Here is a 22,538-nt window from a genome sequence, read left to right on the forward strand (position 1 = left end):
AACCCTTCCAGATCAATTTTTTTATAGGCTGACTCAGAAAAACCGAACATCCAACCCCTATTTAAAGAGAAGTCCAACACATAAAGACCCATTAAAACTTTCTAAATATTGGCTTGGAACACTCAGAATACGCCACTTCGCATGGACCGCTATTACTTCCCTCACAGCTTTTAACCGCCAACCCAATAGCGATCTTTTCTGTAGCAGATGACTGATAAAAACTTCTAGATGGGGATGATACCAGTGCAGCACACTGATTCTGATAGCTCAGTCGGACCTCACAGTCTCCCGCCCCTCCTAAAGCACATTGTCGAATTGCCGCTTGCTGCGCTTCACGTTCGGAAAACTTACCTACAGCGCTTCCAGCTTCGCCAGTAGAGTTAGAACGAGCAATTGCACCCCATGTTTTAATCCACTCACCTGTTGGCCTCGAAGGAGGCGCGGGAGCATCACCTCTCGATGTGCCGGAATCGGGGCCACATTGGGGACTTCCCGGAGGGACACCTACAGGGCAAGCAGTTTGTGCAGAAGCAACGCCGACTAATAATATATTAAAAAAAATAGTCAACCATAAACGATTCATTTTAACCACCTAAATATTTATTTTTGCGCAAGACCACGATTGCCTGCACTCTGCTCTTGAGGCGGAGCAGAATCTCTACGCATTACGGTCGGTGTACCACTGTAATCCTCGGCGCGCCGATTATCAGTATTACTAGCCGGCGCCCCCGGCTCATAAGGCCGCCCAGCTGCCGGCGACTGACCTGCCCGATCCAACTGCCCCAGCGCCGAGTACGCCGTGAACTGGCCCAGCGTGCCCTGGAAGGGGGCTGCGGCCATTGGTGGTGCCGTGATGATCAGTGTGGTCACCACCAATCCTCCTCCCTCCTTGCTACAGTGCCATGCCGATGCCGCCGCCCATAAGGAATGCGTTAAATCTCACGCAAAAATAGTAATTCACCATTATAAAATTTAAATTAACTAGCACGCAGCTCAATATTTTCTAAAGAAAGGCTCTGTGCATTCTTTATATATTACAGAACAATTAACCCCACCTTTCTTTTGGCAAGTATTTAAAGAATTTCTGGAAGCCACATTGATATCAGCAGCAGAAGAGACGCCACTTCCCGTGTTCCCGGATGCTGGTGATGCAAGAGCGACACATTGATTCATATATGTAAAGCTAACGTAGCACTCTTGAAAACCTTCCGAGCCACATTGATCTAAAGCATCATCCTCTGCGCTTTTCTTAGTAGGTTTGCCGACTGAAGCCCACGCCTTAGAAATTTGCTTGGAGTTAACAATTGCACCCCAGGTTTTTATCCACTCCCCGTTGGGCATTGGTTTAGGAGATGGGATTTGTTGACCTCCCATTTCGGGCGTGTCGGGAATGCATTGAATGCTTCCCATCTGAACACCCATTGGGCATCGAGTTTGCCCATACACGCCCCCGGAAAAAGCAATTAGGGGCAATATTGAGATTGGTAAAAAAAATCGCTTCATAGCGCCACCGTAATTTAATGATTTACCTCTGAGCAAGACCACGATCACCGCTATTGCTCGTTGGAGAATTCATCTCACCACTACTGTTCCGTGTGCCGACTTGGTTTGCCTGCTGAATATTGCTGTTAGCAGAACTACTTTCGCGACTTGGAGTGGGTGGTGTGTAAGACTGCTGAGCGTTAGCCCCCTGCCTATTGGCATTGGACGCCGCATCGGACGAACCCAGCGAGCCAATCGCCGAATACGGGGCAAACTGGCCCAGCGTGCCTTGGAAGAACGCTGCCGCCATCGGTGGTGCGGTAAGTATCAAGGTAGTCAACACCAAGCCCACTCCTCCCTGCTGCAACGCCATGCTGCTGATGCCTTCACCATTGCCGCCGCTGACCGCCCACTTCGCAAGAAACGCCACACCCACCGCCCCAACCACCTTGGTCGCCAAGCTCACGGTAAAGGTCAGCACAGACAATGAAAACATGGTGCCTAATCCATATAGCAGCCATTTGCTGAACAGCGACTTGGTCGCCTGGAACAACAGGCACAGGATGAACAGCGGGCCAAACCCCACCACCATCGCCATCGCCAGCTTGTTCAACAGCAGCATTGAGCCTGCCACCACGCCGGGGCCGGCCATGCCGATACCAGTAAACCAGCGCGCCCGGTTCTTGGCGTCTTCGCTTTCTTTATCGCCGCCTGTCTTGATCTGATCCAACCCAGCCAGCGCCATCTGCATCAACATCAGGTTCTTGTCGATCGCCTCGTACGGGCTGTCCGAGTCGCCGGTCACCGTCTTGGTAATCGCTGCGCTGATCCCGTCGGTCAAGCTCCAGTAAAGTTGCGGCGAGCCCTTGGCCATGCTCGTCGCCAACCCGATGATCAGCGCAGCGCGCAGAGCTGTGACCACCAGACCCATCGCGGCTTCACGAGATTGGCCCGTCGCTAGGCGGTAGCCCTGGATCAAGATCCATAGCGTCAGCACCGTCAACGCCACCATGCCTACCCAGGCCGTCGTCCGCGTCAACAATTCCCACTGGAAAATCGCGATCTCGTCGCGTAGGTACTTATTGATCAGACGAAAAAATTCGTAGTTGGCGATGTTCGTCAAGAAATCACTGAGATTCATATGTCACCACATCCACTGAGACGGCTACGCCGTGGGCAGCTATTGCCCGAAGTTGAGTCTATTGCCTACACGCTCCACCACAGTGAGTGCGCATCAATCCTTGTCGATTGCCAATTGCCGGTAGCCGTCAGGCTCTTTGCTCTTGATGGTCTCGAATGCACCCTTCATCGCCGCGCCAGCGATGGCCGTCTTGCCAAGACTCCACAAATCGCCGGTGATCTGAGACCACCAGGAGGATTCGCCCTCCGGATCCGGTGGCTTTGTGCCACTCATCGCTGCCAACGCCGCACCGGTCTGCTTGTCGGTTAAATAGGCCAGACGCCTGTCGTAGGCAAACATAGCCGACTCCATCTGCTGACGGTCGATATCCATCATCGCCTTCAACGCCAGCAGCTTATTGGTGTTGCTTTCCAGCAAGCCAATTTGCCCATCCTTGATCCCAGCTCGATCCTTCTCCAGTTTACGCAGACGCTTCAGCCGCTCGGTGGTGATCTCATTCATCGCCACCATATAGTTGTATTGCGCGTTGCGCGTGCGCTGGGTCAACTCGCAGACCTGCTTCTGCACGCTGGACACCGGCGTTCCAGACGTGGAGGACGCACACCCCGAAACACCAAAGTCGTCAGCTACCTTCTTTAGCGCCTCCTTCGGCTTTTCGACCTCCTTGCCACTGGACTCTTCGCCTTCGCCCTTGCCGACCTTCTGATTCTCAAGCATCTTTTCGGTCGTTGTATTTAGCTTGTTGTCGATTACTTCCCACTGCGCACTGGCGGCTCCGGCCATGCAGAGCAGCACCAGTCCCGTGAACACGCGAGAAAAATGTCTGAACTTGGTTGCCATGGTGTTTTTCGCCTCCTGTGACACAGATGGATATGTTGCCGAGTGAATGTATTGAGTGATATCGGAGTTACGCATCTTCAACTTCCTTGTCCTTGACCGACTTGCGCTTGCCCGAACCCTTGCGGTTGGCATAGAAGTCCTCCAGCCACTGCTCCGGAGTTAGTTGGTCAACGCTCACGCCTAACTTGTCGGCCTTGCGCGACAGAATCTGATGCATGATCTCGATGTTGTCGGTCGAGGACGAAATGACCGACAGTGCGTCGTCCATCCCACGCAGGTTGAGCTGGCACACCGCAGAGGCATGGCCTTGCTTGACAAGGAAGCAGCGCGAGCGCTCATCGAGCGAGACGACCACCTGGTATTCGGCATCGGTGAGCTTGAGTCCTTCCATGTAATCGTCGCGACTGGCGTTGGGGTTGGGCAGCAGCACCATCGTAGCGGTCTGCTCGATCAGCGCTGCGGCGATGTCGCTCGCTAGGGCGTCTTCCGGGCTCTGCGTGGCGAAGATGCCCAGGCCGTTCTGTTTACGGATGGTCTTCTGCTTGTTCTTGGCGAACTCCTTCAGGCCACCCTTGCCATCGAGGATTTTCCAGAATTCGTCCATCACGTAGATCAGCGGACGCCCGTCGATCAGCGCCTCCAGGCGATGCAGCAGATAGTTGATCACAGGCACGCGCACTTCGGCGTTGTCGATCACGTCGGTGTAGTCGAAGCCGATGATCGATGCGCGCGTCAGGTCTATGGTGTCCACCGGGTTATCGAACACCCAGCCCAGCGAATTGCCGGCGGTCCAACGACGCAGGCGCGCATACAGCCCGTCGTCGCCCATATTGGGCAGGCTCTTGCGGAAGTTGCTCATGCTGCGCAAGTGCATGGGCGTGTCCAGCATGCCTTCCACCGCGCGGTAGATGTCTTCCTCCTCGCGGGCGCTGTACTCGGCCTTGCCACCGAGCACCTTGATCAGCTCAGCAAGGAATTGGGTATTAGCCTCATTGCGCTCGCACTGGAACGGGTTAAAGCCGGTCGGGGAGCCGTTCTCCAAGGCTAGATAATTGCCGCCACAGGCACGTACGAAGATCTCCGCGCCGCGATCCTTGTCGAAGAAGAAGATCGTCGGGATCGGATCGAACTTCTGCACCTGGCTCAACAGGAAGTTGATCAGCGCCGTCTTGCCGGTACCGGACTTGCCGATGACCATCGTATTGCCGATCGCCTTCTCACCCAGGGAGTTCTCGGCCGGGTGGGTTGCGTGGAAATTGAAATAATACGGCTGGCCGTTGGTGGTCTGCAGGGTGGTGACACAATCGCCCCAAGGGTTGTTGTGCTGTTTGCCCTGGGCAAAGTTATGCAACGGCGACAAACCGAGGAAGTTGAGCGAACTCAAGTTGGCGATACGCGTGCGGAAGCGCCAGTTACCCGGCAGCTGCGCATAGAACGACGAGGCGATCGCCAGATCCTCCTTGGCCGAGACGAAACCGGCATTGGACAATTCGGCGCGGGTCGTGGCGATCTGCCTTGCCAACTTCTCCTGGCTATCGGCATACACCGCCAGGGTGAAGTGGTACTCGCCCAACACGAAGTTTCCGGAGGCCACATCATCCATCGCCAAGTCCAGGTCGCGGATCTGGCTGGACGACTTGTCACCCGAAGAAATCATCATCCCCTTGGTGCGTTCCAATACCTTCAAGGCATCGTGACGCCCAACCGGGCTGAAGGAATGCGTCATGACATACTCGAAGTCGAGATACTTCAGACCGTTGAGAATGCCCGGATAGGTTCCATCGGCGTACTCCTTGATATTGAGGATGGCGCCGAAGTGATTGATGCCATCCGGGGTGCGAATGACAAAATCGCCGGTCTTGTTGGCAAACATGTGCTTGCTGACAGGCAGGTAGGCGGGCACGGGCGCCTGCAGTACAGGAACTGGCTCATCAATGCGATTGAGCAGGTAGCCGAGAAACTCCAGTGTCTCCGAAAACACGACACCATTCTTGGCTTCATACATGCCAAGACGGTAAGGTGAATAATCCTTCAGCACCGCCTCAACGTTCGTGGCCAACTCGACGATCTTGGAGATGGCCTGCTCTTCCTCAGCCCTGATCTTGTCTGGATTGACAGACTTTTCGACCAGACGTCGCCCGGTAACGACAGGACGATAGATCATGCTCAAGTACAACTCGTTCTGCATGATTTTTTGCGAGGATAGCGCCGCGTAATACTCGTCGGACAGCGTCTGGTTGAACGATTGCTTGAAGCGCCCGCCGGTACCGATCTTGCGACGACGGCGAACGTCATGAACCCAGAACGCGATATTGGCGAAATCCGGTGCACGCAAGGTTTGCAACAACCGATTGAACGTATTGTGCCGCTGCTCAAGTTCAAATTCGTCCCGCCCAACGAAGGGCAAGCCGGCCAGATGCCAGATCAACAGATAGTCGCCACCTGTCGTCTTGACGACGGACGGAGCGACATGTGTCGAGATGGAAACAAATTCGCCGATCGGACTGTCTGGACTGAACATGGGTATTACCAGGTAAGAGGAAAAGCATCACACCAAGAACCAGCTAAAACACCAACCCCATGCGGATTGAGCGCATGGGGTTGGTTGACATTTTCACTTGCTCATCGCGATTTTCCCGGGGGAGTCTTGCGATATTCGTTAGGAGTGAAAACCCACATCCCGGAATAGCGTTGGAGATTGCGCACGCGCATCCGGAACAACCAGCGTAGACCCAATAATCTGAAAATCATCTCGTCTCGTTTCGCCATTTGCTGCATGACGAAAATGATGACCGGGATACTGAGCAGATACCAAAGATTGAAGTACATCCCCGACAGCAAGCCGCCGCCCGCACCAATGAAGAACGGGATGTAAGGCACCCCCAAGAACATCGCAGGGCGGGTGCAGCCGCGGAAGAGTACGTCTTTATGCATAGTGCTGAACGATCTGCATCAGCGAGGCACCGACTCCCGAGCAGTCCCCGGCGTTCGCGTCCTTGTTCTGCAGGATCATCTTGGCAATCTGGCTAGCAGCACCGATTAAAACGCCGCCGATGAGGATGGGGGACACTTCGGAGATGCGCTTGTGTGCGAAGGCGATCTGGTAACCAGCCACGATAACCGCGATGGTAACCACCGCGATCGAACCCATGTTCAGCAGCTTCGTCACGTTGTTCAGAAAGCCGCAGACGCGCGTATCGGTGTCTGCGAGACCGTTTCCATCAGCCGCTGCGCCACCTGCCACCATCAGCAGCGAAATGAACACCAGTGCCTTCAGCGCCTGAGTGCCAACCATCTTGGCATCTGCCATTGTCTTCTTGTCAATTTCAAACTTCATGTCTAACTCCTTGGGAACAGAGGGGGTCCAGCAGCCATATCCTTGGCGATCTTCCATCCTAAAAAACAAATGCGCTATCTACTTGCGAAGCCGTCTGTGGTGCACGCGGCACGGAGACGGGAGTTACGGGTTGGTCGGTCTGCGTCAAGGCTTGCGGTGCGACAGCGGGCAACGCTACCCCACGCCCTTGGCCCGTCGGCTTTATCACATACAACTCGTTCTCCGCTGCTGGAGCCACGGGGGTGGCCCGATTCGGCAGAGAGTAAGGTGCTGAAGGTGCGGATAGCATAGGCCCCGACGGTGAAGCCGCCGTGTGGCCCGAACCGGAAAAATCCTGAATACGCCTTGACACGATCGCATCTGCCAGTTCGGCGGCCGCTTGCCGCAACGGGTTGGCAGGCCGCAACTGCACCTGGCGCGTCGGCACGACCGCAATGGGCTCGGCTCCAGAGGAGGATGCTACCGACTGACGAATGGATGCATAGATCTTTTGGACATAACCGTGCTTGAAGCCGGTCTCGAAGTTGCCGGAGTAGTAACAGCTGAACGACTTGCCCCAATTGGCGCCGGAGCGCGAATGGCACTCCGCCAGAATCCTCGAAGCAGCGACTAGATTGGGGCATTTATCAAATGCCATCTCATAACTGGTGAGCCCGTATTTTTGCAGGTTGTAGCGATTGACCTGGCCTAGTCCGAGGGAGAAGTTGTAGCCCTTCTGCTCCAGCATCTTGGCAGTGGCCACTGCTTCAGCCAACCCCCGTGGCTCACGCACCAACCGCCCGCCAACCACGCCGATGGCATACGGATTGCGCGAGGACTCGACACGGACAACGTGCTGCATCACCTCGCCAGGAACAGCAAGTCCAGTGCACCCCATCAGTTCCATGCCAGGCAACATGTCATTACTCCTTGCAAAACCGAACCAGCCCCAACCAAAGGATTGACCTTTCAACCACCGCGCAGGGTTCTCAAGGGATCGAAGTCGATGCCTGTGATGAACCGGCGCCCCGCGTGTGCCTTGATATGAACCACGATATCGATGGTCATTCTCAGCAAACGCTTGATCACCTCGAATTCCAGACCGGAGCCTTCGCTCGATGCCTTCACCATCAACGCCAGCTGGTCCCACGTTTGCTCGACACTTCCGGCATGGCAACTGGTAATGGAACCCGGATGCCCGGATGCGCAGTTACGAATGAAGTAGAACGACTCATCACCACGCAACTCGGCCAGGATAATGCGATCCGGCTTCATGCGCAGACAGGCTTCCATGCAGCTTTTAGCCGTTACGTTGCTGGTGCTCTGCCCGCCCTTCGAGTACAGCAGGTGCACGGAATTGGGCTGACTGATGAACAACTCACGTGCGTCCTCGATCGTCACCAGGCGCTCTTCGCTTGGAATGTGATTGACGAGCGCCTTCATGAAGGTGGTCTTGCCGCTACCGGTCGCTCCGGCAACGACGACGTTCTTCTTGTACAGCACGCACTTTTTGAAGAATTCTGCGTAATCGCGCTTGCGGCGCAACTCCAGCAATTCTTGATCGTGATCGCTGACATCAGCCGATTGCTCCAGCACCTCATCGAAGAACCCGTCGTGCTTGTATTGCTCGAGCGATTTGGTGTGCTTGGAGGGAAGCCGGATGGTGATGGACACCTTGCCTGCATCGCACGCGGGCGGCATGACAAACTGCGCACGCTGCCCTGTAGGAAACGTCAGCGAGACCACGGGATCTGCATCGGTAATACGCTGCCCGGTGTTGCTTTCGTTCACCACCGCCGTGCAGAACTGGCGGGCACGGTCATATGTCAAGGATGGCACGTCGACCCGCTGCCACCCATGGATCGTTTCAAGATACAGCTCGCCAGGCCGATTGATGCAGATTTCAGTCACGTCAGGCGAATTCAGGTAGTCCAGGATGCCCAGCACAGAGTACTGGTAATCCAGGAAATCATTCGAAATGCGCGCCGTCGGGGAATCATCGATCGTCATGGCAGGCTTTTCATTCACTTCGGCAGGACCGCCGAGAAATCGACGTCCTTGGCAACATAAACGTTCAACACGGTGCCCTGATTGATCGTCAAGGTTGCCGGACGACGCCCAGACTTTTCCACAGCCTGCTCGGCGAGCTGCTGCATGCTGCGAGCAGTATTACTCTCGAAGGGCTGCTGAGTGACGATTCCGCTGCCAACACCGATTGTGGTCGTTTCTGGGCCATATTCAGCAGCTGCATACTTGAATGCATCGCTCAACAAGCTGATGAACAGCGCCGATGCAATCTTGTTACCCCAATGCGCGCTGTAATCACCCGGATGGCCGGCGCTGCCGAGCGTGTCGATACCAGGGCCGACCAGCGTGACATCCAGCCCGGTCGGCGTGGTGACGCGATCCCACACGACCTGCAGGCGCCTGGTCGTCGGCTCTCCGGCGCCGTACTGGCCGAGCATCTTCGAACCCTTCGGCAAGAGCAGGTTGTGGCCGTTGATCGAATACACCGGCTCGGTCACGATGCACGAGGTGTAGCCACCGAAGTCGGAAATGATCCGGGTCTCCAGGATGCAACGGATGTAGGTGCCACGTACCAACAAGCCATCCGGGTTGCTGATCGGCTTAGCCAGCGTAACAGGACTTTCTTCTTGGCCAGGTGCGGGCTGAGCGGCCGTTTGCCCGGGCATGCCGGCGCCGTTTGCGGCAGATTCGGCAAGGATACGGCGCTCCAGCAATGTCGGGCCGCGCTGACGCTCCGGCGCTGAGCTGCCCTCTTCGCTGTCATCAGTCGGCATTGGCGGCAGGGGCGGCAAGCTGGGTTGCTGGGCGAGTGGAACTGGCGCCTCATCCACCGGCGCAGTCATGTTCTGCGGCAACGCTGGCGCAACCACCGTCTCCGTACGCTGTTTCGGCGGGGGAGAATCCTCTCCGCTTTGTGTCGCCAGCCAGAAGATGACGAGAATCAACAACGCGGCAATGGCAGCCAGAAACACCAGTGCCTTGCGATTCAGACGCTTGATGTCGCTGGAACGCAACACCGGTTCATTGGCGTCAAGGTCCGGTTCGGCACCTGCCTGCTGACGCGCAAAGTAAGGATTGTTGCGCTCGTTGTACTCACCGTTGCGCAGCTCTTCCCCGCCATTGTGCGGGGAGCGCTCATCAGGGCTGTTTGGAATATTCGAGTTCACTTTTGCTTGTTCCTTCGCAGACCGACGACGTTATCGCCATGGCGAACCACCAGGAAAGGGTAAGTCCCGTGCACGATCAGGGTGTTGCCCTCCACCGTGGTATTGACGAGAAAATCCTCCGCGTGTTCCTTTTCGCGGGCAAAAACTGCCGGGAAATTCCCGGTCGGAAACCGCGTCAAATCCATATTGATATAGGTGAACTTGCCATCGTCATAGACGCGGCTTGGAATAAGCCAGGACTTCTTGGCACGTGTCGCATAGTCGTAGTCGTAGTAATAACGCCGATCTTTCAAAATCTTGGCATTCAACAACGGGCCTTTCTTCGACGTATCCGCGTCTTCGACATTGTTGAAGCTTGTGTCCTTCGGATAGGTGAACACGACCTTATATTGAACGCCAGCCTGCTTCGCCTGCTCGAGGCGCTGCCAGTCCGTTGCAACCACCTTGAGCTCAAGAATGTAGGAATGCGTTGCCGTACGAATCATCATGTTCGTATCGACGTCGACATTCTTGGGCTTGAGATAAAAAACATTCTCGCGCCGCGTCAGTTCCCAACCACCAGTAAAGCCTGTGCTGTAATCCAGGATCTTTTCGTTCGGGCTTAGCTCGACCTGAGTGGTAATGCCAAGACCGGTGCGCACCTGGTAGATGCGGTCCGGAGCATACTCATACTCCTGAACCACTTGAGCGGCAACCGAGAAAGCGCATATTGCAAGTGGCAGTGCTGAAAATAACGCAGCGCTGTACCGATTAAAAAGTTTCATCGACCACTCGCTCCATTGACATTGTTCTGCATCCCCTGGGGTTGAATCGCGGGCTGCGCCGCAGGCTGAGCTGCTGGCTGCATTTGATCGGGAAAGGCGGGCTGCATCTGCTGTTGAGGCATGCCACCCTGCGGAAGTGCTCCCTGCTGCAACGGGACGCCCCCCTGCTGAACTGCACCAGAGGCGTTTGCCGCGCCAGGATCGATCATGCCAGTACCAACCTGCTGTGCCGCTGACTGAGGCTGCGGGTTGATCAAGGCCCCACCGGCAGGAGCAGCTGGCAACGAGGAGTAGTCGTTGTCTACCCGGTAATCAGTTACTCGGAAGCCTAGAGGATTTTCGACTCGCAGGCTGTCACTCATCTCCAGATTATCTTGGTAGACAAAGCCCATTGTCGCGATCTTGTTGTCAAGCAGCGTAGAGACCGTCGAATTCTTGTCGTACACAGTCCGTTGAAAACGTACGGTCGCCCCTTTGTAGGGCTGTCCTTTTCCGCCAATCAACGTAATACTCAGAATGTTGATGCGAATGGCACGCAGCTTTCCGTACGTATTCAAGGGCCGCAACGGATTGTTCGCGGAGTGCAGCGCCCGATATTCATTCACAACATTCGTGGCACCCATTGCCGATACAGTATTCCAGTCGCGCTGACCGATGATTGAGAGATCGAATGATTCACGGGCAATAATGAACCGGGCAATATTGCTGCGCGCTAACGCCTCACTGGTACTGATCGTCCGACCACCAAAATTCGCCTCGAGTTTTGCAATCGTGCTGGTTCCCGAGTAGGCGTCAGCCATCACCAGGTACGGCACCTTCTCTTTCAGAGGCAGCATGTAGTAGTAGCCGCCGGCCGTCATAACGGTAATGATCATGGAAACGGTCGCCACCATCCATGCACGCTTTTCGCTGCGGCGTGCGAGATCGGCGATGCTGACCTCGTAGTTCACCGCTTTCTGGACGGCCGCACCCACTTGGGCAGATCCGTCCTTTTCACTGACCTTCTTACGCAACATGTCTAGATCCGTCACCGTAGGGCCTTGTCAGGCCTGAAACTATCGCCGCGACGTGCGCGGACACATGGGAGGCTTGAGCTGGCTCACCGACCCGAATGCTGGGAGCATCGGATCAGCAGTTCAGCTCTTAGAGCTTGGCTCCAGACGACACCGGCACCGGCTGTACCAGCAACTTGTTGGCGGAGACCGAAACCGACACACCTTGCGCTGCGTACACCGCGCTCAGCTCGGTGGCGGCTTGCTGCACGCTGGTGGTGCTGATATTGGAAACCGGGGCGATCAGGGTGTAGTCCGAAGGCAGGTTGTAGGACAGCTGCATGTTGGAATCCGTGGCCCACCGTTCCAGCATCGTCTTCAACGTGCCGTCCATCGGCGTGGCCTGATACGTATAAGAGGTGTAGAGCGGAATCTCGGTAGGTGCTTCGTCAAAGTGATTGACGTGCTTCCAACGTCCACCAAAATCGGGAGCAGGCTTGGTCGCGCAGGCCCCGACCAACGCAGCGACCACCAAGACCAGCGACAGCTTGGACACAGACATCGGATTCACTCTGACTTCTCCAACTCGTGAGATTTCGGGCTTAAGACGGACAGCACAACAGCTCCGCTCACCTTCGGGTGACGGAGGGGATCTGCCTCTGATGACTCGATCGAGTGTGCGTGGCCGCCCGAACCAGCCCGAACAGGCCAGTCAGCGCCATGCATGCGCACACCCGGTAAAAATGAATACGCCGAAGAACCATCCATAGCCTTACTCCTGTACGACCCCGTCCGGCGCCGCCCCTCTTAACAAAAAATCAACACTGCGCGAATTCTGGGTAACTTTGCCCTTAACGAACACATGAGTCAAGAATTACCGGCGCCCCTTCGCAGCCGTTGTGCGACGACCGTCACAACCTGATGGAAAGCGTTTTCACGTCTGTCTTAGGCAGCAAGCGCGCGGTGAAATAGCGGTCTTCGTAGTAGCGGATCTTGTCGCATTTCACCGGATGAGGGATGCCTTCGTACAGGAAGACCTCCTTCTCGTTGCCCATCGCCTTCAGCTCCTGCGGAAGCATCAACGCACGTCGCTCCTCGGAGACACTTCGGGTGGTTTCCCTGCCGCGGGTGATGTTCTTCTTCTTGATAGTGGTGTAGCCCAACATCTCGGAGTAATCGTTCGCATCCTGCTGCTCGCGCGGGGCGTATAGGATCTGCAGCGCATGGTTGGTGATGATGGTGCGCGACAGATCCTTGCCGTAGGTGGCGTCCAGCTGCGCCATGCTCTGGATGATCGGCAGCAGGCGAAGGTTGTAACCCGCCATGTAGGCTACCGCGGTGGCAATGATGTCCACTTTGCCGATCGAGGTGAATTCGTCCATCAACAGCAGGCATTGGTACTTCAGCTCCGGATTGGACTTCGGAAGCTCGCGGGTGTTGAGGTTGATGATCTGACTGAAGAGCAAGTTGATGATGAGCCGGCTTTCGGCCAGCTTGTTGGGCTGGATGCCGATGTAGATCGTCATCTTCTTCTTGCGCAGGTCGGTGAGCAGGAAGTCGTCCGCGCTGGTTGCCGCATCCAGGACCGGGTTGATCCATGCGTTGAGCGGCTCTTTCAGGGTGCCCATGATGGACGCAAAAGTCTCATCGGCCTGTGACAGCATGTTGGCAAATGCCGAGCGCGCATTGCTGCTGAGGAACCTGCGCTCGGACAGCGACTTGAGGTACTTCTTGAGGTCTGTACCATCCCCGGACGAGAGGCGATAGATGCCGCCAAGCGTGGGAGCCCCTGCCCCGCCCGGGAAGCCGAGCGACAACTCTTCGTCCTGGTTTTCGAACAGATACAGGGCGAACGCCATGAAGGCATTACGCGCCTGGCTGACCCAGAACTTCTGGTCATCCGACCCGTCCGGATACAGCATCGCAGCAATGCTCATCAGATCCGACACGCGGAAGGCAGGATCGCTGGACACGTAGGTCAGCGGATTCCAGCGATGGGTGCGACGGTCCTCGGCGAAGGGATTGAAGAGGAACACCTCATGCCCCTGACTGGCCCGCCAGCCGCTGGTGAGGTCGAAGTTCTCCTGCTTGATGTCCAGGACCACTACCGATTCCTGGTACTCCAGCAGGTTGGGAATGACCACGCCGACGCCCTTGCCGGAGCGCGTTGGCGCGGCGAGGATCACGAACTGTTGCCCGCTCAGCCGTACAAGCTTGCCGTTGAACTTGCCCACCACGATGCCGTTGCCGCTCGGCTTGAACAAACCGTGCTTGGAAAGGTCTGCCGCTCCGGCAAAGCGCGCGTCGCCATGCAGCGCCCGCGCCTTCGGCTTGACCAGGAGCACGACCGTGATGGCCCAGATGATCCCGGGCAGGCCAAAGCCGAGAATGCCGGACATCTTGATCTTGGTTGCGTAAGGCGCCACTTCCGGCAGGCCCAGCGCCTTGACATAGCGGTAGTAGGTATCCCACGCGTACAGCCCGGTATCGAGCCGCAACAACAGAAGCGTCAGATATCCGGACAGGAAATATCCAACAAGCAATGTCACCACGGTGGCGATTGCAATTAGTTTGGCTTTGGACACGCGCCCCTACTCCTTGGCTTACTTCTCAACGGCACTTAGCGACGGACGACGGGTTTGTGATCGACCAGATCCGACCTGCGTCCACCACTCTCACTCTCGACGAGCGAGTCGATCCAGACTCTGGCCTGATCCAGGGAAAGATCCGGCGTGATCCGGGTTCCGGCATCCGTTACCACGGCATAGGCCACCACGGCGTCGGGCGCGTAGGTGTCTTCCCGGGTGATTGCCACGACACGGTACCCGCCCCTGGTCAGCACGGTGTGCTGATACTCGTCCATCGCCAGCCTTCCTTTTCGTCAGCGCGGAGGCGATGCTAAAGCAAGACGTGTGATGGAGAAAGCGGTTTCGGCCAAGCCGGCACAACCGCGCGCGCATTCGACGCGAGGCGACGATCGGGATGCGTCACCGCCGGTGGAATTCAGTGAGCGCTTGAAGTGCTTTCAGAGTCACGCACGTGCCTTGCGTTAAAAAGAACTACCTGCCGCTTCGTGGATGGGTGACTAGCGCTGCGACGAAATGACACGCGGAGCGGAAGCTTGGCCTGGCGCCAGGACCTATTACTCAGGAGCGAAAGAGCGCCCGGCTTGCTAGGCCACCGCTCCGCCGCCGGCAATGCCCGGCCGCTGCACGAAATTCGTCCAACACGCCAGGGCGATGCACAGAAGGAAGTAGAAGCGATCGTCGAAGACGAAATACAGACACGCGGAAGCTGCAAGAGCTGCTGCGTAAATCACTTTGGGATCCGCGGCAGCAGTCGCTGCCGATGTTGAAACCACTCAAGTCGCCGTGCCGTCTGGACTTGGAGTGGTGGGCGGTACAGGGTTCGAACCTGTGACCCCTACCATGTCAAGGTAGTGCTCTACCGCTGAGCTAACCGCCCGTTTCCTGCGTCAGCATTGCGCTGTGCAGGGCGCGCATTCTAGCGCAGGGTTTGGATCACCACAAGCCCTCCCTGCGCTCGAACTTTAGCGCTGTCGCCCTGCCCTACGCCAGGCTGGCAGCTTTCAGTTTTTGGATCTGGTCGCGAATCTGCGCGGCCGCCTCGAACTCCAGGTCCTTGGCGTGCTGGTACATCTGCTGCTCCAGGCTCTTGAGCTTGCCGGCGATCTGGGCAGGCCCCATCGCGCGGTAATCGGGCATTTCCTCCGCCACCTGACGCGACTTCGAGCGCCCCTTACCTGCCTTCTTCTCGGCGGCATCCTCGCGCGCACCTTCCATGATGTCGGAGATCGGACGCGCCACCGACTTAGGCGTGATGCCATGTTCCAGGTTGTACTCGACCTGCTTCTCGCGGCGGCGGTCAGTCTCGTCGATCGCGGCCTGCATCGAACGCGTGATCTTGTCGGCATACAGAATGGCCTTGCCGCGCAGGTTGCGCGCTGCGCGGCCGATGGTCTGAATCAGCGAGCCGGTCGAACGCAGGAAGCCCTCCTTGTCCGCATCCAGGATCGCCACCAGCGAGACCTCCGGCATATCCAGGCCCTCGCGCAGCAGATTGATGCCGACCAGCACGTCGAACTTGCCCAGACGCAGGTCGCGAATGATCTCCACGCGCTCCACCGTGTCGATATCCGAATGCAGATAGCGCACGCGGATGCCGTGCTCGCCGAGGTACTCGGTGAGGTTCTCGGACATGCGCTTGGTCAGCGTCGTCACCAACACGCGGTCGCCGAGCTTGATGCGCTCGTGGATTTCGGACATCAGGTCGTCCACCTGCGTTCCGACCGGACGAATCTCGACCACCGGATCGATCAAACCGGTCGGGCGCACCACCAGCTCGGTAATCTCGCCCGCGGACTCGCGCAGTTCGTAAGGGCCCGGCGTGGCCGACACATAGATGCTGCGCGGCGAGCGCGCCTCCCATTCCTCGAAACGCAGCGGCCGGTTGTCCAGTGCCGACGGCAGACGGAAACCGAACTCCACCAGCGTTTCCTTGCGCGAGCGGTCGCCCTTGTACATCGCACCGATCTGCGGAATGGTCACATGCGACTCGTCGATGACCAGCAGCGCGTCCGGCGGCAAGTAGTCGAACAGCGTCGGCGGCGGCTCGCCGGGCGCTTTGCCGGTGAGATGCCGCGAATAGTTTTCGATACCGTTGCAGAAGCCGACCTCGGCCATCATTTCCAGATCGAACTGGGTGCGCTGCGCCAGGCGCTGCGCTTCGACCAGCTTGTTCTGCGAATACAGCTGCTCCAACCGTTCCTTCAATTCGTCCTTGATCGTGTCCACCGCGCTCAACGTGCGCTCGCGCGTGGTCGCGTAATGCGTCTTGGGGTACACGGTGTAGCGCTGCAGCTTGCGCAGCGTTTCACCGGTCAACGGATCAAACAGCGTCAGCCGCTCGATGTCGCCATCGAACAACTCGATCCGCAACGCCTCGGTGTCGGATTCGGCCGGGAAGACGTCCAGCACCTCGCCGCGCACACGGAACGCGCCGCGGGTCAGCTCGAATTCGTTACGGGTGTACTGCAGATCGGTGAGATGGCGGATCAACTGACGTTGATCGATGTGCTCGCCTACCGACAGGATCAAGCGCAGTGACAGATAGTCTTCCGGCGCGCCCAGGCCGTAGATCGCTGACACCGTGGCCACCACCAGCGAATCACGACGCGACAGCAAGGTCTTGGTCGCCGACAAACGCATCTGCTCGATGTGTTCGTTGATTGAACTGTCCTTCTCGATGAAGGTGTCCGACGACGGCACATAGGCCTCGGGCTGGTAGTAGTCGTAGTAGCTGACGAAGTACTCCACCGCGTTGTGCGGAAAGAACGACTTGAACTCACCGTACAGCTGTGCCGCCAGCGTCTTGTTCGGCGCCATCACCAGGGTCGGCTTCTGCACCTGCTGGATCACGTTGGCAATGGTGTAGGTCTTGCCGGAGCCGGTCACGCCCAGCAAGGTTTGCTTGGCCAGACCGGCGTCGAAGCTGGCTACCAACTTGTCGATGGCGGCAGGCTGATCGCCGGCTGGGGAGTACGGGGATACGAGCTGGAAACGGTCGGTCATGGAGCGGGTCTCGGGGGAGGACTGCACGAATGGCGGAGGCCACTTTCGGTAAAAGTCTGACACCTCACCACGTGGGAGCCGACCTTACCTGAGCCTTGGACGCCGTAGAGACTGCTTGCTCCGAGCCGAGGAGCAGGACGGTGAAAGCAGTGACTTGTTCGTCCACAAAAGGGTACACGGCAGTACAGCTGATGATCGTGATGGCGATCATCGGGATCATGGCGGCCATCGGCCTGCCCAACTTCAAAGGTCTGATCGAGTGGCAGCGCGCACAGGCACGGGTTCACTTGCTCACCGCACATTTGGCGATGGCCAGGAGCCTGGCCATCACCCATCGCCTGCCAATTAGCGTCTGTCCATCCGTCGACGGTGCCAATTGCCGACCTGACAGCGACTGGGGTCAGGGCTGGATTCTTTTCAAAGACCCAACGCGTAATGGGCAGCCTGCGGACGCGGACTCGATCCTGCGGGTCGAGCAGTATGCTGCGAGCGAAGGCATCAGCATTACTGGAACGATCGGCCGATCGCTTGTGCGATTTCTTCCGAACGGCCGCAACAGCGGCACCAACATCACGATCAGCCTCTGCACGCGTGCGCAGCGCCTGGCAGATGTCATCGTCAACAACTCAGGGCGAACGCGGTCTGTCCGCTACAGGCAACCAACCACCTGCCCTGCACGGTGAGTTTCAGCAAAAACAAAGAGGCCGCGACTAGTCGCGGCCTCTTCAACATCTTGGCGCCCGAAGTTGGACTCGAACCAACGACCCCCTGATTAACAGTTAGCGCTACTGAGCTTACAAATCAGCGACTTGCCTCACTTATTTTTCCCAGCGGCTGACGCCGGAGGCCTAGTGCACGCGTAGGCGTCCTGCCAATTTTCCCGACGCTTGCGGCGGCCGCCCTCGCCCTAAGTTGCTCAAGAACGCGTTCTCTGGGCGGTCACCTCAGCTCGGATCCTGGCCTCATGGCGCACTGCCCACATAACGGTGCCACGCCGCCCCTGGTCTAAGCTGCTGCAGTCACGCTGGACAAAGGGTGCGAAGGGTTGGCCAGGCGGCACCGGCTTTTGGCGCTCCAGCAGCACGTACCACTCGCCAGTGAGTCTCTGCACCAACCTGGCTACCTCTTCACCCTCGAAGAAGAGCGCTGTCGATGACTCCATCGCGCCCTGCCAAGGCCTGTCCCAGCGGAAGCCAGGCGGCAGGACAGGTTCGTCGCCGGCATCGATCGCGCTCATGCAGCAGTGACCGACATATATAAGGTGTGCTGCTGACCACTGCACTTGTTGGCCAACCGGATTCCGCGCTTAAGCATGGCCACGGCCTGGTCTACCACCCACCAGCGCTTCCCGCCCGCCGCGTCGACGGGATCGAGGTTTGCCTGCGGAGCATCGTGGGTCAGCGACATTGCGGGGGGAACCGGTCGTAGCAGGTGGTGTGGCAACCCACTCTAGCGCGGCCCAATCTCAATTTTTCAGATGACCACCGGGGAGAGGTAATTTAGGTAACCAGCATCTAAGAATGCAGATATATCCATATTTATCAATAACTTATGAATTTCTCTCAAAGGTAATTAAAGGGTAATTGAGAGGTAATGGGATTACCTTTTGGGGAGGTAATCACCCTCTCAAAAAATAACCTTAAATTTCAATCACATAACTTTTCTATGGGAGCCCGATTACCTTAAATCACCCCAAAAGGTAATCCAGAAATTCCCATTGACATCAATCGCTTAGGTCTTGTTTCAGGTTCCGGATTACCGATTACCTGGTTCCGATGGTCATTTGCCGAAATGCGCCGGGAGGCCTAGCAACGGATCGCAGCAGGTCGCCCTCGCAAAGCCCCCCAGGCGCGCAGGGATCTGCAGGGAGGAAAGGCCTCCTTCAATCGCACGGATCGGTAACAGCAGCACGGTCTAGGCCCACCCTGCGGGGGTGCAGCGAAAACCATGCATGAAGACCGCAGGCGTGGCGGGGCGACGATTGCGCGCGCTCACTTGATCGCCACCAGCAGAGCGTAGACATACAATCGAGATGGCGTAGGGAGGAAGATATGGACGAGCTGGAAGACAGGCGGTGCACTGCTAAAAAGCTGGGACGGCTTGACATGCAGATAGAAATCATATCGATCAACGAAGAGACCCGGACCGCAAGCTTTAAGGCGATCCCCGATCCTCGCCGTTACGACGAGGTCGGAATTGATGGCAAGAAGCTTTACTTAGATCGCTACCTGGATTTGCTTGTTCCCTTCGAGGACTTCGCTGAGCAACTTGCAGGCCTGCCAATCTTTAGCCTGAGTCCGCGCATACTTTCGACCCCGGCCTATGCAGGAGAACGCAAGGCAGCGATAGGAGATTCGCTTGCGGGTAAAGTTATGCGACGCCCTAGCACTGCCCCCGCTCAACACAAAGAGCTTCCAAATGTGAGGCACAAGCGGAGCTTAGCGTTTCTCTCGGTGGACATATGTTCCTCCACTAGCCTTCGCCTTAGGGATCCAGACCGCTTTGATAAATCCGCTGACATCTTGATTAATGAACTAAAGATATTGGCTGGGCAATTCAATGCCACAGTGCTAAAACCGACTGGCGACGGCTTTATTGCATATCTCGATCACCCTTCATTCGATTGCCAGTGCGACAACATTGTAGACTTGGGCGTCTCAATGCTGAGGCTGACTGAGGAAGCTATTCGACCCACCCTAAAGACTGCTAACTTGCCTGTACTAAATATTCGAGTTGGTGCCGACTATGGGGTTGCGAGCGTTCAGCCCAAAGCTATTGACGACATGGGCTACAAATGGACACATGTAGCAAGCAACGCGCTCAATTTGGCGGTCAAGATTGAGCAGACTGCTTTACCCAATACCATGAGAATAGGTCGCGACCTTTATGAGCTCATACACGTCCAGTGGCTAGAGAGGACGACTCCGAAGGGCGAACTAAAATTTGATGAAACCGAAGTAGCCTATCGAATTTACGAGATTAGCTAATGCCAATTGAACGCATTGATGCAACATACCAGGCGAAGCAAGACGCGCGAATACAATCAAGTCTACGACGAATCGACGCTCGCCCAGCTATCCCTACGGGCCGCGTAATACCCGAAAATGACGATCTAGCCATATATGACGGTCGCAGCTTAAACGCCACCATTCTTTTTCTAGACATCTGCGGGTTCACATCCCGCCCACAGGAGACCACACAAGACCAAGAACGATTGCTTCGCGCGATATCGCTTTTTTTTAGTGAGATGATACGCATCATTGAGGACTTCGGTGGAACCGTAGAGAAGAATACGGGCGACGGACTCATGGCTTACTTCGTTCAAACGGTGAGCGACAGCTTTTCGGTGCAGCAACGCGCCCTCTCCGCGGCTCTTACAATGTTTCATACGGCGGCTAGTTCGCTTAATCCACATATCGAAAGACGCGGCATAGCACCTTTCGAATTCAGGATTTGCCTAGATCATGGCCCAGTAACTATCGCACGGGTTGGCGCGGCCAAAGGATTTAATGACATTGTTGCAATTGGAACGCCCGCGAACTTGGCGTGCAAGATGCTTCATGTAGCTAAAGCGAACGAAATCATGATTGGAAATGCCATTGCGTTGAACCTTGATGCGTCGTGGAAAAATTATGTACTCGCCTCAACCCATAACACGGGCTATCACTATACACACAGTAGACAGCCATATGTTTATTGGTATTATTTGGGGCGATGGACATGAACGACTCCAGGCGGCCAGCCAAATCAACCAACTCTGTTACGAACAAAAGAGGGCTGCCATCGCCAGCGGAACCTCACCAAAAATTCGTAGACTCGCAACAATTGTATATAAGCGCATATATACAGCTCGCTGATACCAAGGCCGCATGGGCATTTGCCATATCGAGCGCACTAGCAGCATTCATCTTGACCAATCGAGAACACTCCCCATTACTCAAACAACCGAGCGACCTGATTATTGCCTCAGTTACCTTGATTTCGTTGGCACTATCAGTTGCATCTGCGATCTTTGCATTTATCGGGATTGCCCCAAAGTTGTTCTCCAGCAGAAGCACCAATCTTTTTTTCTTTGGCACGGCAGCAAACCTAGAAAATGCTCGGGATTTTTATCTGCAAATTTCTGACCAGGATGAGCAATCACTTCTGGAGACTCGGATATACCACAATTTTGACATCGCAAAAATTTGCGCTAAGAAATACAAGCGGGTTAAACAGGCTTTCTGGCTAGGCTTTATGGCGGTTGGCCTACTTGGAATTGCCTTGGCAATGGGAAGCATTGGTGGTCAAAGGTCGGGCGGCGCTGCCAAAAAGGGGGCTATCGCCCCCATCCCAGCAAGCCGCTAAACAGATGCCCGTTCCTTAGCGACCTGAGAATAATGGCTAGTTAGCTCAATACCCGTCCAACTGTAGCCCTGTAATCCAGCTGCAACTAGAGTTGTGCCACTACCAGCGAACGGATCCAGAATCCGGCCGCCCACCTCGCAGATCCGAACCAGCTGGCTCATCAATTCTGTGGGCTTGCCGGTCAGATGGTGCTTGTCAGCCTTACGTACCGACTCACGGATGACCCCAGGCAGTACCGGCGCGCGGCGATCCAGCGGCATGTTGCCCTTGCTGCCCCACACGATGTATTCGGCCTGATTGCGGAAGCGCCCCAACTGCGGCCGCACGCCTTCGGTCTTGTCCCAGACGGTGATGCCGCGCCAGGTGAAGCCAGCGATCTGCAGCGCGTCGGTGGTCAGCGGCAGCTGGCGCCAGTCGGTGAACAACAGCACCGGCGCGCCGTCCTTGAGCACGCGCGCGCACTCAGATAACCACAGGTGCATCCATCTCAGGTGCGAGCGTTGGTCGCGCTCGTCCCCAACAAAGTCGGCATGCAGTTGGGCGCCACCGCCTTGGACGTACTTCTGAGATGGCGGCTTGGCCCGTGCGGCCGCGTGCAGGCCACCGCTCGCATATGGCGGGTCAGTGATCAGCGCGTCGAATGAATTCGCTTCGAGCGTGGGCAGGATGGTCAGGGCGTCGCCCTGCAGGAGCTGATTTTTCATGGTGAGAGCCTTCTGGGATTCGCTCGCGGCGATCGGAGGTGAGGCTCTCGGCCTTCAGGTGGTTGAGCGTGCCGCAGCGCGGGCACTTGATCTGGATTTCATCGAAGGCGCCGGCCTTGCACAGCAGGCGGGCGCATTCGCCACAACGGAGATTCTTGAGCATTGCG

At 56.7% G+C, this 22,538-nt stretch carries 23 protein-coding genes, 1 tRNA gene and 1 pseudogene; 4 read left to right on the plus strand and 21 right to left on the minus strand.

Annotated features, from left to right (window positions below; genetic code table 11):
- Nucleotides 1-91: 91 nt before the first annotated feature.
- From KHN93_RS12975 to uvrB, 18 genes and pseudogenes are all read right to left on the minus strand, one after another.
- Complete coding sequence (locus KHN93_RS12975) at nucleotides 92-583, minus strand: DUF4189 domain-containing protein (RefSeq protein ID WP_211920319.1); 492 nt, start codon at nucleotides 581-583, stop codon at nucleotides 92-94.
- Between the two features lie 127 nt (nucleotides 584-710).
- A pseudogene (locus tag KHN93_RS21785) lies at nucleotides 711-891 on the minus strand (type IV secretion system protein); the annotation flags it as partial.
- A gap of 102 nt (nucleotides 892-993) precedes the next feature.
- Complete coding sequence (locus KHN93_RS12980) at nucleotides 994-1,551, minus strand: DUF4189 domain-containing protein (RefSeq protein ID WP_244812119.1); 558 nt, start codon at nucleotides 1,549-1,551, stop codon at nucleotides 994-996.
- Nucleotides 1,526-2,623: a TrbL/VirB6 family protein gene (locus KHN93_RS12985; RefSeq protein WP_211920321.1), complete on the minus strand. Its 1,098-nt coding sequence runs from the start codon at nucleotides 2,621-2,623 to the stop codon at nucleotides 1,526-1,528. The genes KHN93_RS12980 and KHN93_RS12985 overlap by 26 nt, the downstream gene beginning before the upstream one ends.
- Before the next feature lie 93 nt (nucleotides 2,624-2,716).
- A complete protein-coding gene (locus KHN93_RS12990) occupies nucleotides 2,717-3,538 on the minus strand; it encodes a hypothetical protein (protein WP_244812120.1) in 822 nt (273 codons plus the stop codon).
- The gene (locus KHN93_RS12995) at nucleotides 3,531-5,984 is read right to left on the minus strand and encodes a VirB4 family type IV secretion/conjugal transfer ATPase (protein ID WP_211920323.1); all 2,454 of its coding nucleotides are present in this window, start codon (nucleotides 5,982-5,984) and stop codon (nucleotides 3,531-3,533) included. The genes KHN93_RS12990 and KHN93_RS12995 overlap by 8 nt, the downstream gene beginning before the upstream one ends.
- 101 nt (nucleotides 5,985-6,085) lie before the next feature.
- Complete coding sequence (locus KHN93_RS13000) at nucleotides 6,086-6,397, minus strand: VirB3 family type IV secretion system protein (RefSeq protein WP_016901062.1); 312 nt, start codon at nucleotides 6,395-6,397, stop codon at nucleotides 6,086-6,088.
- The gene (locus tag KHN93_RS13005) at nucleotides 6,390-6,800 is read right to left on the minus strand and encodes a TrbC/VirB2 family protein (RefSeq protein ID WP_065046828.1); all 411 of its coding nucleotides are present in this window, start codon (nucleotides 6,798-6,800) and stop codon (nucleotides 6,390-6,392) included. The genes KHN93_RS13000 and KHN93_RS13005 overlap by 8 nt, the downstream gene beginning before the upstream one ends.
- A 58-nt stretch (nucleotides 6,801-6,858) precedes the next feature.
- Nucleotides 6,859-7,686 (minus strand): lytic transglycosylase domain-containing protein, encoded by an 828-nt coding sequence (locus tag KHN93_RS13010; protein WP_181141839.1) that lies wholly within the window; start codon nucleotides 7,684-7,686, stop codon nucleotides 6,859-6,861.
- Nucleotides 7,687-7,748: 62 nt separating this feature from the next.
- A complete protein-coding gene (virB11, locus tag KHN93_RS13015) occupies nucleotides 7,749-8,789 on the minus strand; it encodes a P-type DNA transfer ATPase VirB11 (RefSeq protein WP_016901071.1) in 1,041 nt (346 codons plus the stop codon).
- Between the two features lie 14 nt (nucleotides 8,790-8,803).
- Nucleotides 8,804-9,973 carry a TrbI/VirB10 family protein gene (locus KHN93_RS13020; RefSeq protein WP_104559473.1) on the minus strand — a complete coding sequence of 390 codons (1,170 nt, stop codon included), beginning with the start codon at nucleotides 9,971-9,973 and terminating at the stop codon, nucleotides 8,804-8,806.
- Nucleotides 9,970-10,737 carry a TrbG/VirB9 family P-type conjugative transfer protein gene (locus KHN93_RS13025; protein ID WP_104559472.1) on the minus strand — a complete coding sequence of 256 codons (768 nt, stop codon included), beginning with the start codon at nucleotides 10,735-10,737 and terminating at the stop codon, nucleotides 9,970-9,972. Before KHN93_RS13025 ends, KHN93_RS13020 begins: the two co-directional genes overlap by 4 nt.
- Nucleotides 10,734-11,753 carry a VirB8 family type IV secretion system protein gene (locus tag KHN93_RS13030; RefSeq protein ID WP_181141809.1) on the minus strand — a complete coding sequence of 340 codons (1,020 nt, stop codon included), beginning with the start codon at nucleotides 11,751-11,753 and terminating at the stop codon, nucleotides 10,734-10,736. The genes KHN93_RS13025 and KHN93_RS13030 overlap by 4 nt, the downstream gene beginning before the upstream one ends.
- 127 nt (nucleotides 11,754-11,880) lie before the next feature.
- Nucleotides 11,881-12,291 (minus strand): TcpQ domain-containing protein, encoded by a 411-nt coding sequence (locus KHN93_RS13035; RefSeq protein WP_016901077.1) that lies wholly within the window; start codon nucleotides 12,289-12,291, stop codon nucleotides 11,881-11,883.
- A 349-nt stretch (nucleotides 12,292-12,640) separates the two neighbouring features.
- A complete protein-coding gene (locus KHN93_RS13040) occupies nucleotides 12,641-14,314 on the minus strand; it encodes a type IV secretory system conjugative DNA transfer family protein (RefSeq protein WP_104559470.1) in 1,674 nt (557 codons plus the stop codon).
- A gap of 35 nt (nucleotides 14,315-14,349) precedes the next feature.
- Nucleotides 14,350-14,592, minus strand: a complete 243-nt coding sequence (locus KHN93_RS13045) for a hypothetical protein (RefSeq protein ID WP_065031748.1) — start codon at nucleotides 14,590-14,592, stop codon at nucleotides 14,350-14,352.
- Between the two features lie 527 nt (nucleotides 14,593-15,119).
- A tRNA-Val gene (locus KHN93_RS13050) sits at nucleotides 15,120-15,194 on the minus strand.
- 104 nt (nucleotides 15,195-15,298) lie between these two features.
- The gene (gene uvrB / locus KHN93_RS13055) at nucleotides 15,299-17,320 is read right to left on the minus strand and encodes an excinuclease ABC subunit UvrB (protein ID WP_104559469.1); all 2,022 of its coding nucleotides are present in this window, start codon (nucleotides 17,318-17,320) and stop codon (nucleotides 15,299-15,301) included.
- 140 nt (nucleotides 17,321-17,460) lie between these two features.
- On the opposite strand from uvrB, the gene KHN93_RS13060 reads away from it, so the two are divergent.
- Nucleotides 17,461-18,003 carry a GspH/FimT family pseudopilin gene (locus tag KHN93_RS13060; RefSeq protein ID WP_228599799.1) on the plus strand — a complete coding sequence of 181 codons (543 nt, stop codon included), beginning with the start codon at nucleotides 17,461-17,463 and terminating at the stop codon, nucleotides 18,001-18,003.
- Nucleotides 18,004-18,553: 550 nt separating this feature from the next.
- Here KHN93_RS13060 and KHN93_RS13065 read toward each other — a convergent pair.
- Nucleotides 18,554-18,727 (minus strand): hypothetical protein, encoded by a 174-nt coding sequence (locus KHN93_RS13065; RefSeq protein ID WP_211920325.1) that lies wholly within the window; start codon nucleotides 18,725-18,727, stop codon nucleotides 18,554-18,556.
- A 644-nt stretch (nucleotides 18,728-19,371) separates the two neighbouring features.
- Between KHN93_RS13065 and KHN93_RS13070 the strand changes: the two genes are divergently transcribed.
- From KHN93_RS13070 to KHN93_RS13080, 3 genes are read left to right on the plus strand one after another with little or no spacing between them, the layout of a single operon-like run.
- Nucleotides 19,372-20,307 (plus strand): hypothetical protein, encoded by a 936-nt coding sequence (locus KHN93_RS13070; protein ID WP_211920327.1) that lies wholly within the window; start codon nucleotides 19,372-19,374, stop codon nucleotides 20,305-20,307.
- Nucleotides 20,307-21,044, plus strand: coding sequence for an adenylate/guanylate cyclase domain-containing protein (locus KHN93_RS13075; RefSeq protein WP_211920329.1), 738 nt, complete (start codon nucleotides 20,307-20,309; stop codon nucleotides 21,042-21,044). Before KHN93_RS13070 ends, KHN93_RS13075 begins: the two co-directional genes overlap by 1 nt.
- Nucleotides 21,041-21,667, plus strand: a complete 627-nt coding sequence (locus KHN93_RS13080) for a Pycsar system effector family protein (RefSeq protein ID WP_211920331.1) — start codon at nucleotides 21,041-21,043, stop codon at nucleotides 21,665-21,667. Before KHN93_RS13075 ends, KHN93_RS13080 begins: the two co-directional genes overlap by 4 nt.
- On the opposite strand, the gene KHN93_RS13085 is transcribed toward KHN93_RS13080, so the two are convergent.
- Both KHN93_RS13085 and KHN93_RS13090 read right to left on the minus strand, forming a co-directional pair.
- Nucleotides 21,664-22,371, minus strand: a complete 708-nt coding sequence (locus tag KHN93_RS13085; RefSeq protein ID WP_211920333.1) for a DNA-methyltransferase — start codon at nucleotides 22,369-22,371, stop codon at nucleotides 21,664-21,666. The two genes, KHN93_RS13080 and KHN93_RS13085, sit on opposite strands and share 4 nt — an antisense overlap.
- A complete protein-coding gene (locus KHN93_RS13090; protein ID WP_211920335.1) occupies nucleotides 22,289-22,534 on the minus strand; it encodes a Com family DNA-binding transcriptional regulator in 246 nt (81 codons plus the stop codon). The genes KHN93_RS13085 and KHN93_RS13090 overlap by 83 nt, the downstream gene beginning before the upstream one ends.
- Nucleotides 22,535-22,538: the final 4 nt, after the last annotated feature.

This window comes from Xanthomonas arboricola pv. juglandis, assembly GCF_905367715.1.
Classification (GTDB): domain Bacteria; phylum Pseudomonadota; class Gammaproteobacteria; order Xanthomonadales; family Xanthomonadaceae; genus Xanthomonas; species Xanthomonas arboricola.

What these genes read in the sequence shown, in the direction of transcription:
- KHN93_RS12975 (WP_211920319.1), bottom strand. Translation starts at nt 583, where the DNA reads ATGAATCGTTTATGGTTGACTATTTTTTTTAATATATTATTAGTCGGC.
- KHN93_RS12985 (WP_211920321.1), bottom strand. Translation starts at nt 2,623, where the DNA reads ATGAATCTCAGTGATTTCTTGACGAACATCGCCAACTACGAATTTTTT.
- KHN93_RS12990 (WP_244812120.1), bottom strand. Translation starts at nt 3,538, where the DNA reads ATGCGTAACTCCGATATCACTCAATACATTCACTCGGCAACATATCCA.
- KHN93_RS12995 (WP_211920323.1), bottom strand. Translation starts at nt 5,984, where the DNA reads ATGTTCAGTCCAGACAGTCCGATCGGCGAATTTGTTTCCATCTCGACA.
- KHN93_RS13000 (WP_016901062.1), bottom strand. Translation starts at nt 6,397, where the DNA reads ATGCATAAAGACGTACTCTTCCGCGGCTGCACCCGCCCTGCGATGTTC.
- KHN93_RS13005 (WP_065046828.1), bottom strand. Translation starts at nt 6,800, where the DNA reads ATGAAGTTTGAAATTGACAAGAAGACAATGGCAGATGCCAAGATGGTT.
- KHN93_RS13010 (WP_181141839.1), bottom strand. Translation starts at nt 7,686, where the DNA reads ATGGAACTGATGGGGTGCACTGGACTTGCTGTTCCTGGCGAGGTGATG.
- virB11 (WP_016901071.1), bottom strand. Translation starts at nt 8,789, where the DNA reads ATGACGATCGATGATTCCCCGACGGCGCGCATTTCGAATGATTTCCTG.
- KHN93_RS13025 (WP_104559472.1), bottom strand. Translation starts at nt 10,737, where the DNA reads ATGAAACTTTTTAATCGGTACAGCGCTGCGTTATTTTCAGCACTGCCA.
- KHN93_RS13030 (WP_181141809.1), bottom strand. Translation starts at nt 11,753, where the DNA reads ATGTTGCGTAAGAAGGTCAGTGAAAAGGACGGATCTGCCCAAGTGGGT.
- KHN93_RS13035 (WP_016901077.1), bottom strand. Translation starts at nt 12,291, where the DNA reads ATGTCTGTGTCCAAGCTGTCGCTGGTCTTGGTGGTCGCTGCGTTGGTC.
- KHN93_RS13045 (WP_065031748.1), bottom strand. Translation starts at nt 14,592, where the DNA reads ATGGACGAGTATCAGCACACCGTGCTGACCAGGGGCGGGTACCGTGTC.
- uvrB (WP_104559469.1), bottom strand. Translation starts at nt 17,320, where the DNA reads ATGACCGACCGTTTCCAGCTCGTATCCCCGTACTCCCCAGCCGGCGAT.
- KHN93_RS13065 (WP_211920325.1), bottom strand. Translation starts at nt 18,727, where the DNA reads ATGTCGCTGACCCACGATGCTCCGCAGGCAAACCTCGATCCCGTCGAC.
- KHN93_RS13070 (WP_211920327.1), top strand. Translation starts at nt 19,372, where the DNA reads ATGGACGAGCTGGAAGACAGGCGGTGCACTGCTAAAAAGCTGGGACGG.
- KHN93_RS13075 (WP_211920329.1), top strand. Translation starts at nt 20,307, where the DNA reads ATGCCAATTGAACGCATTGATGCAACATACCAGGCGAAGCAAGACGCG.
- KHN93_RS13080 (WP_211920331.1), top strand. Translation starts at nt 21,041, where the DNA reads ATGAACGACTCCAGGCGGCCAGCCAAATCAACCAACTCTGTTACGAAC.
- KHN93_RS13085 (WP_211920333.1), bottom strand. Translation starts at nt 22,371, where the DNA reads ATGAAAAATCAGCTCCTGCAGGGCGACGCCCTGACCATCCTGCCCACG.
- KHN93_RS13090 (WP_211920335.1), bottom strand. Translation starts at nt 22,534, where the DNA reads ATGCTCAAGAATCTCCGTTGTGGCGAATGCGCCCGCCTGCTGTGCAAG.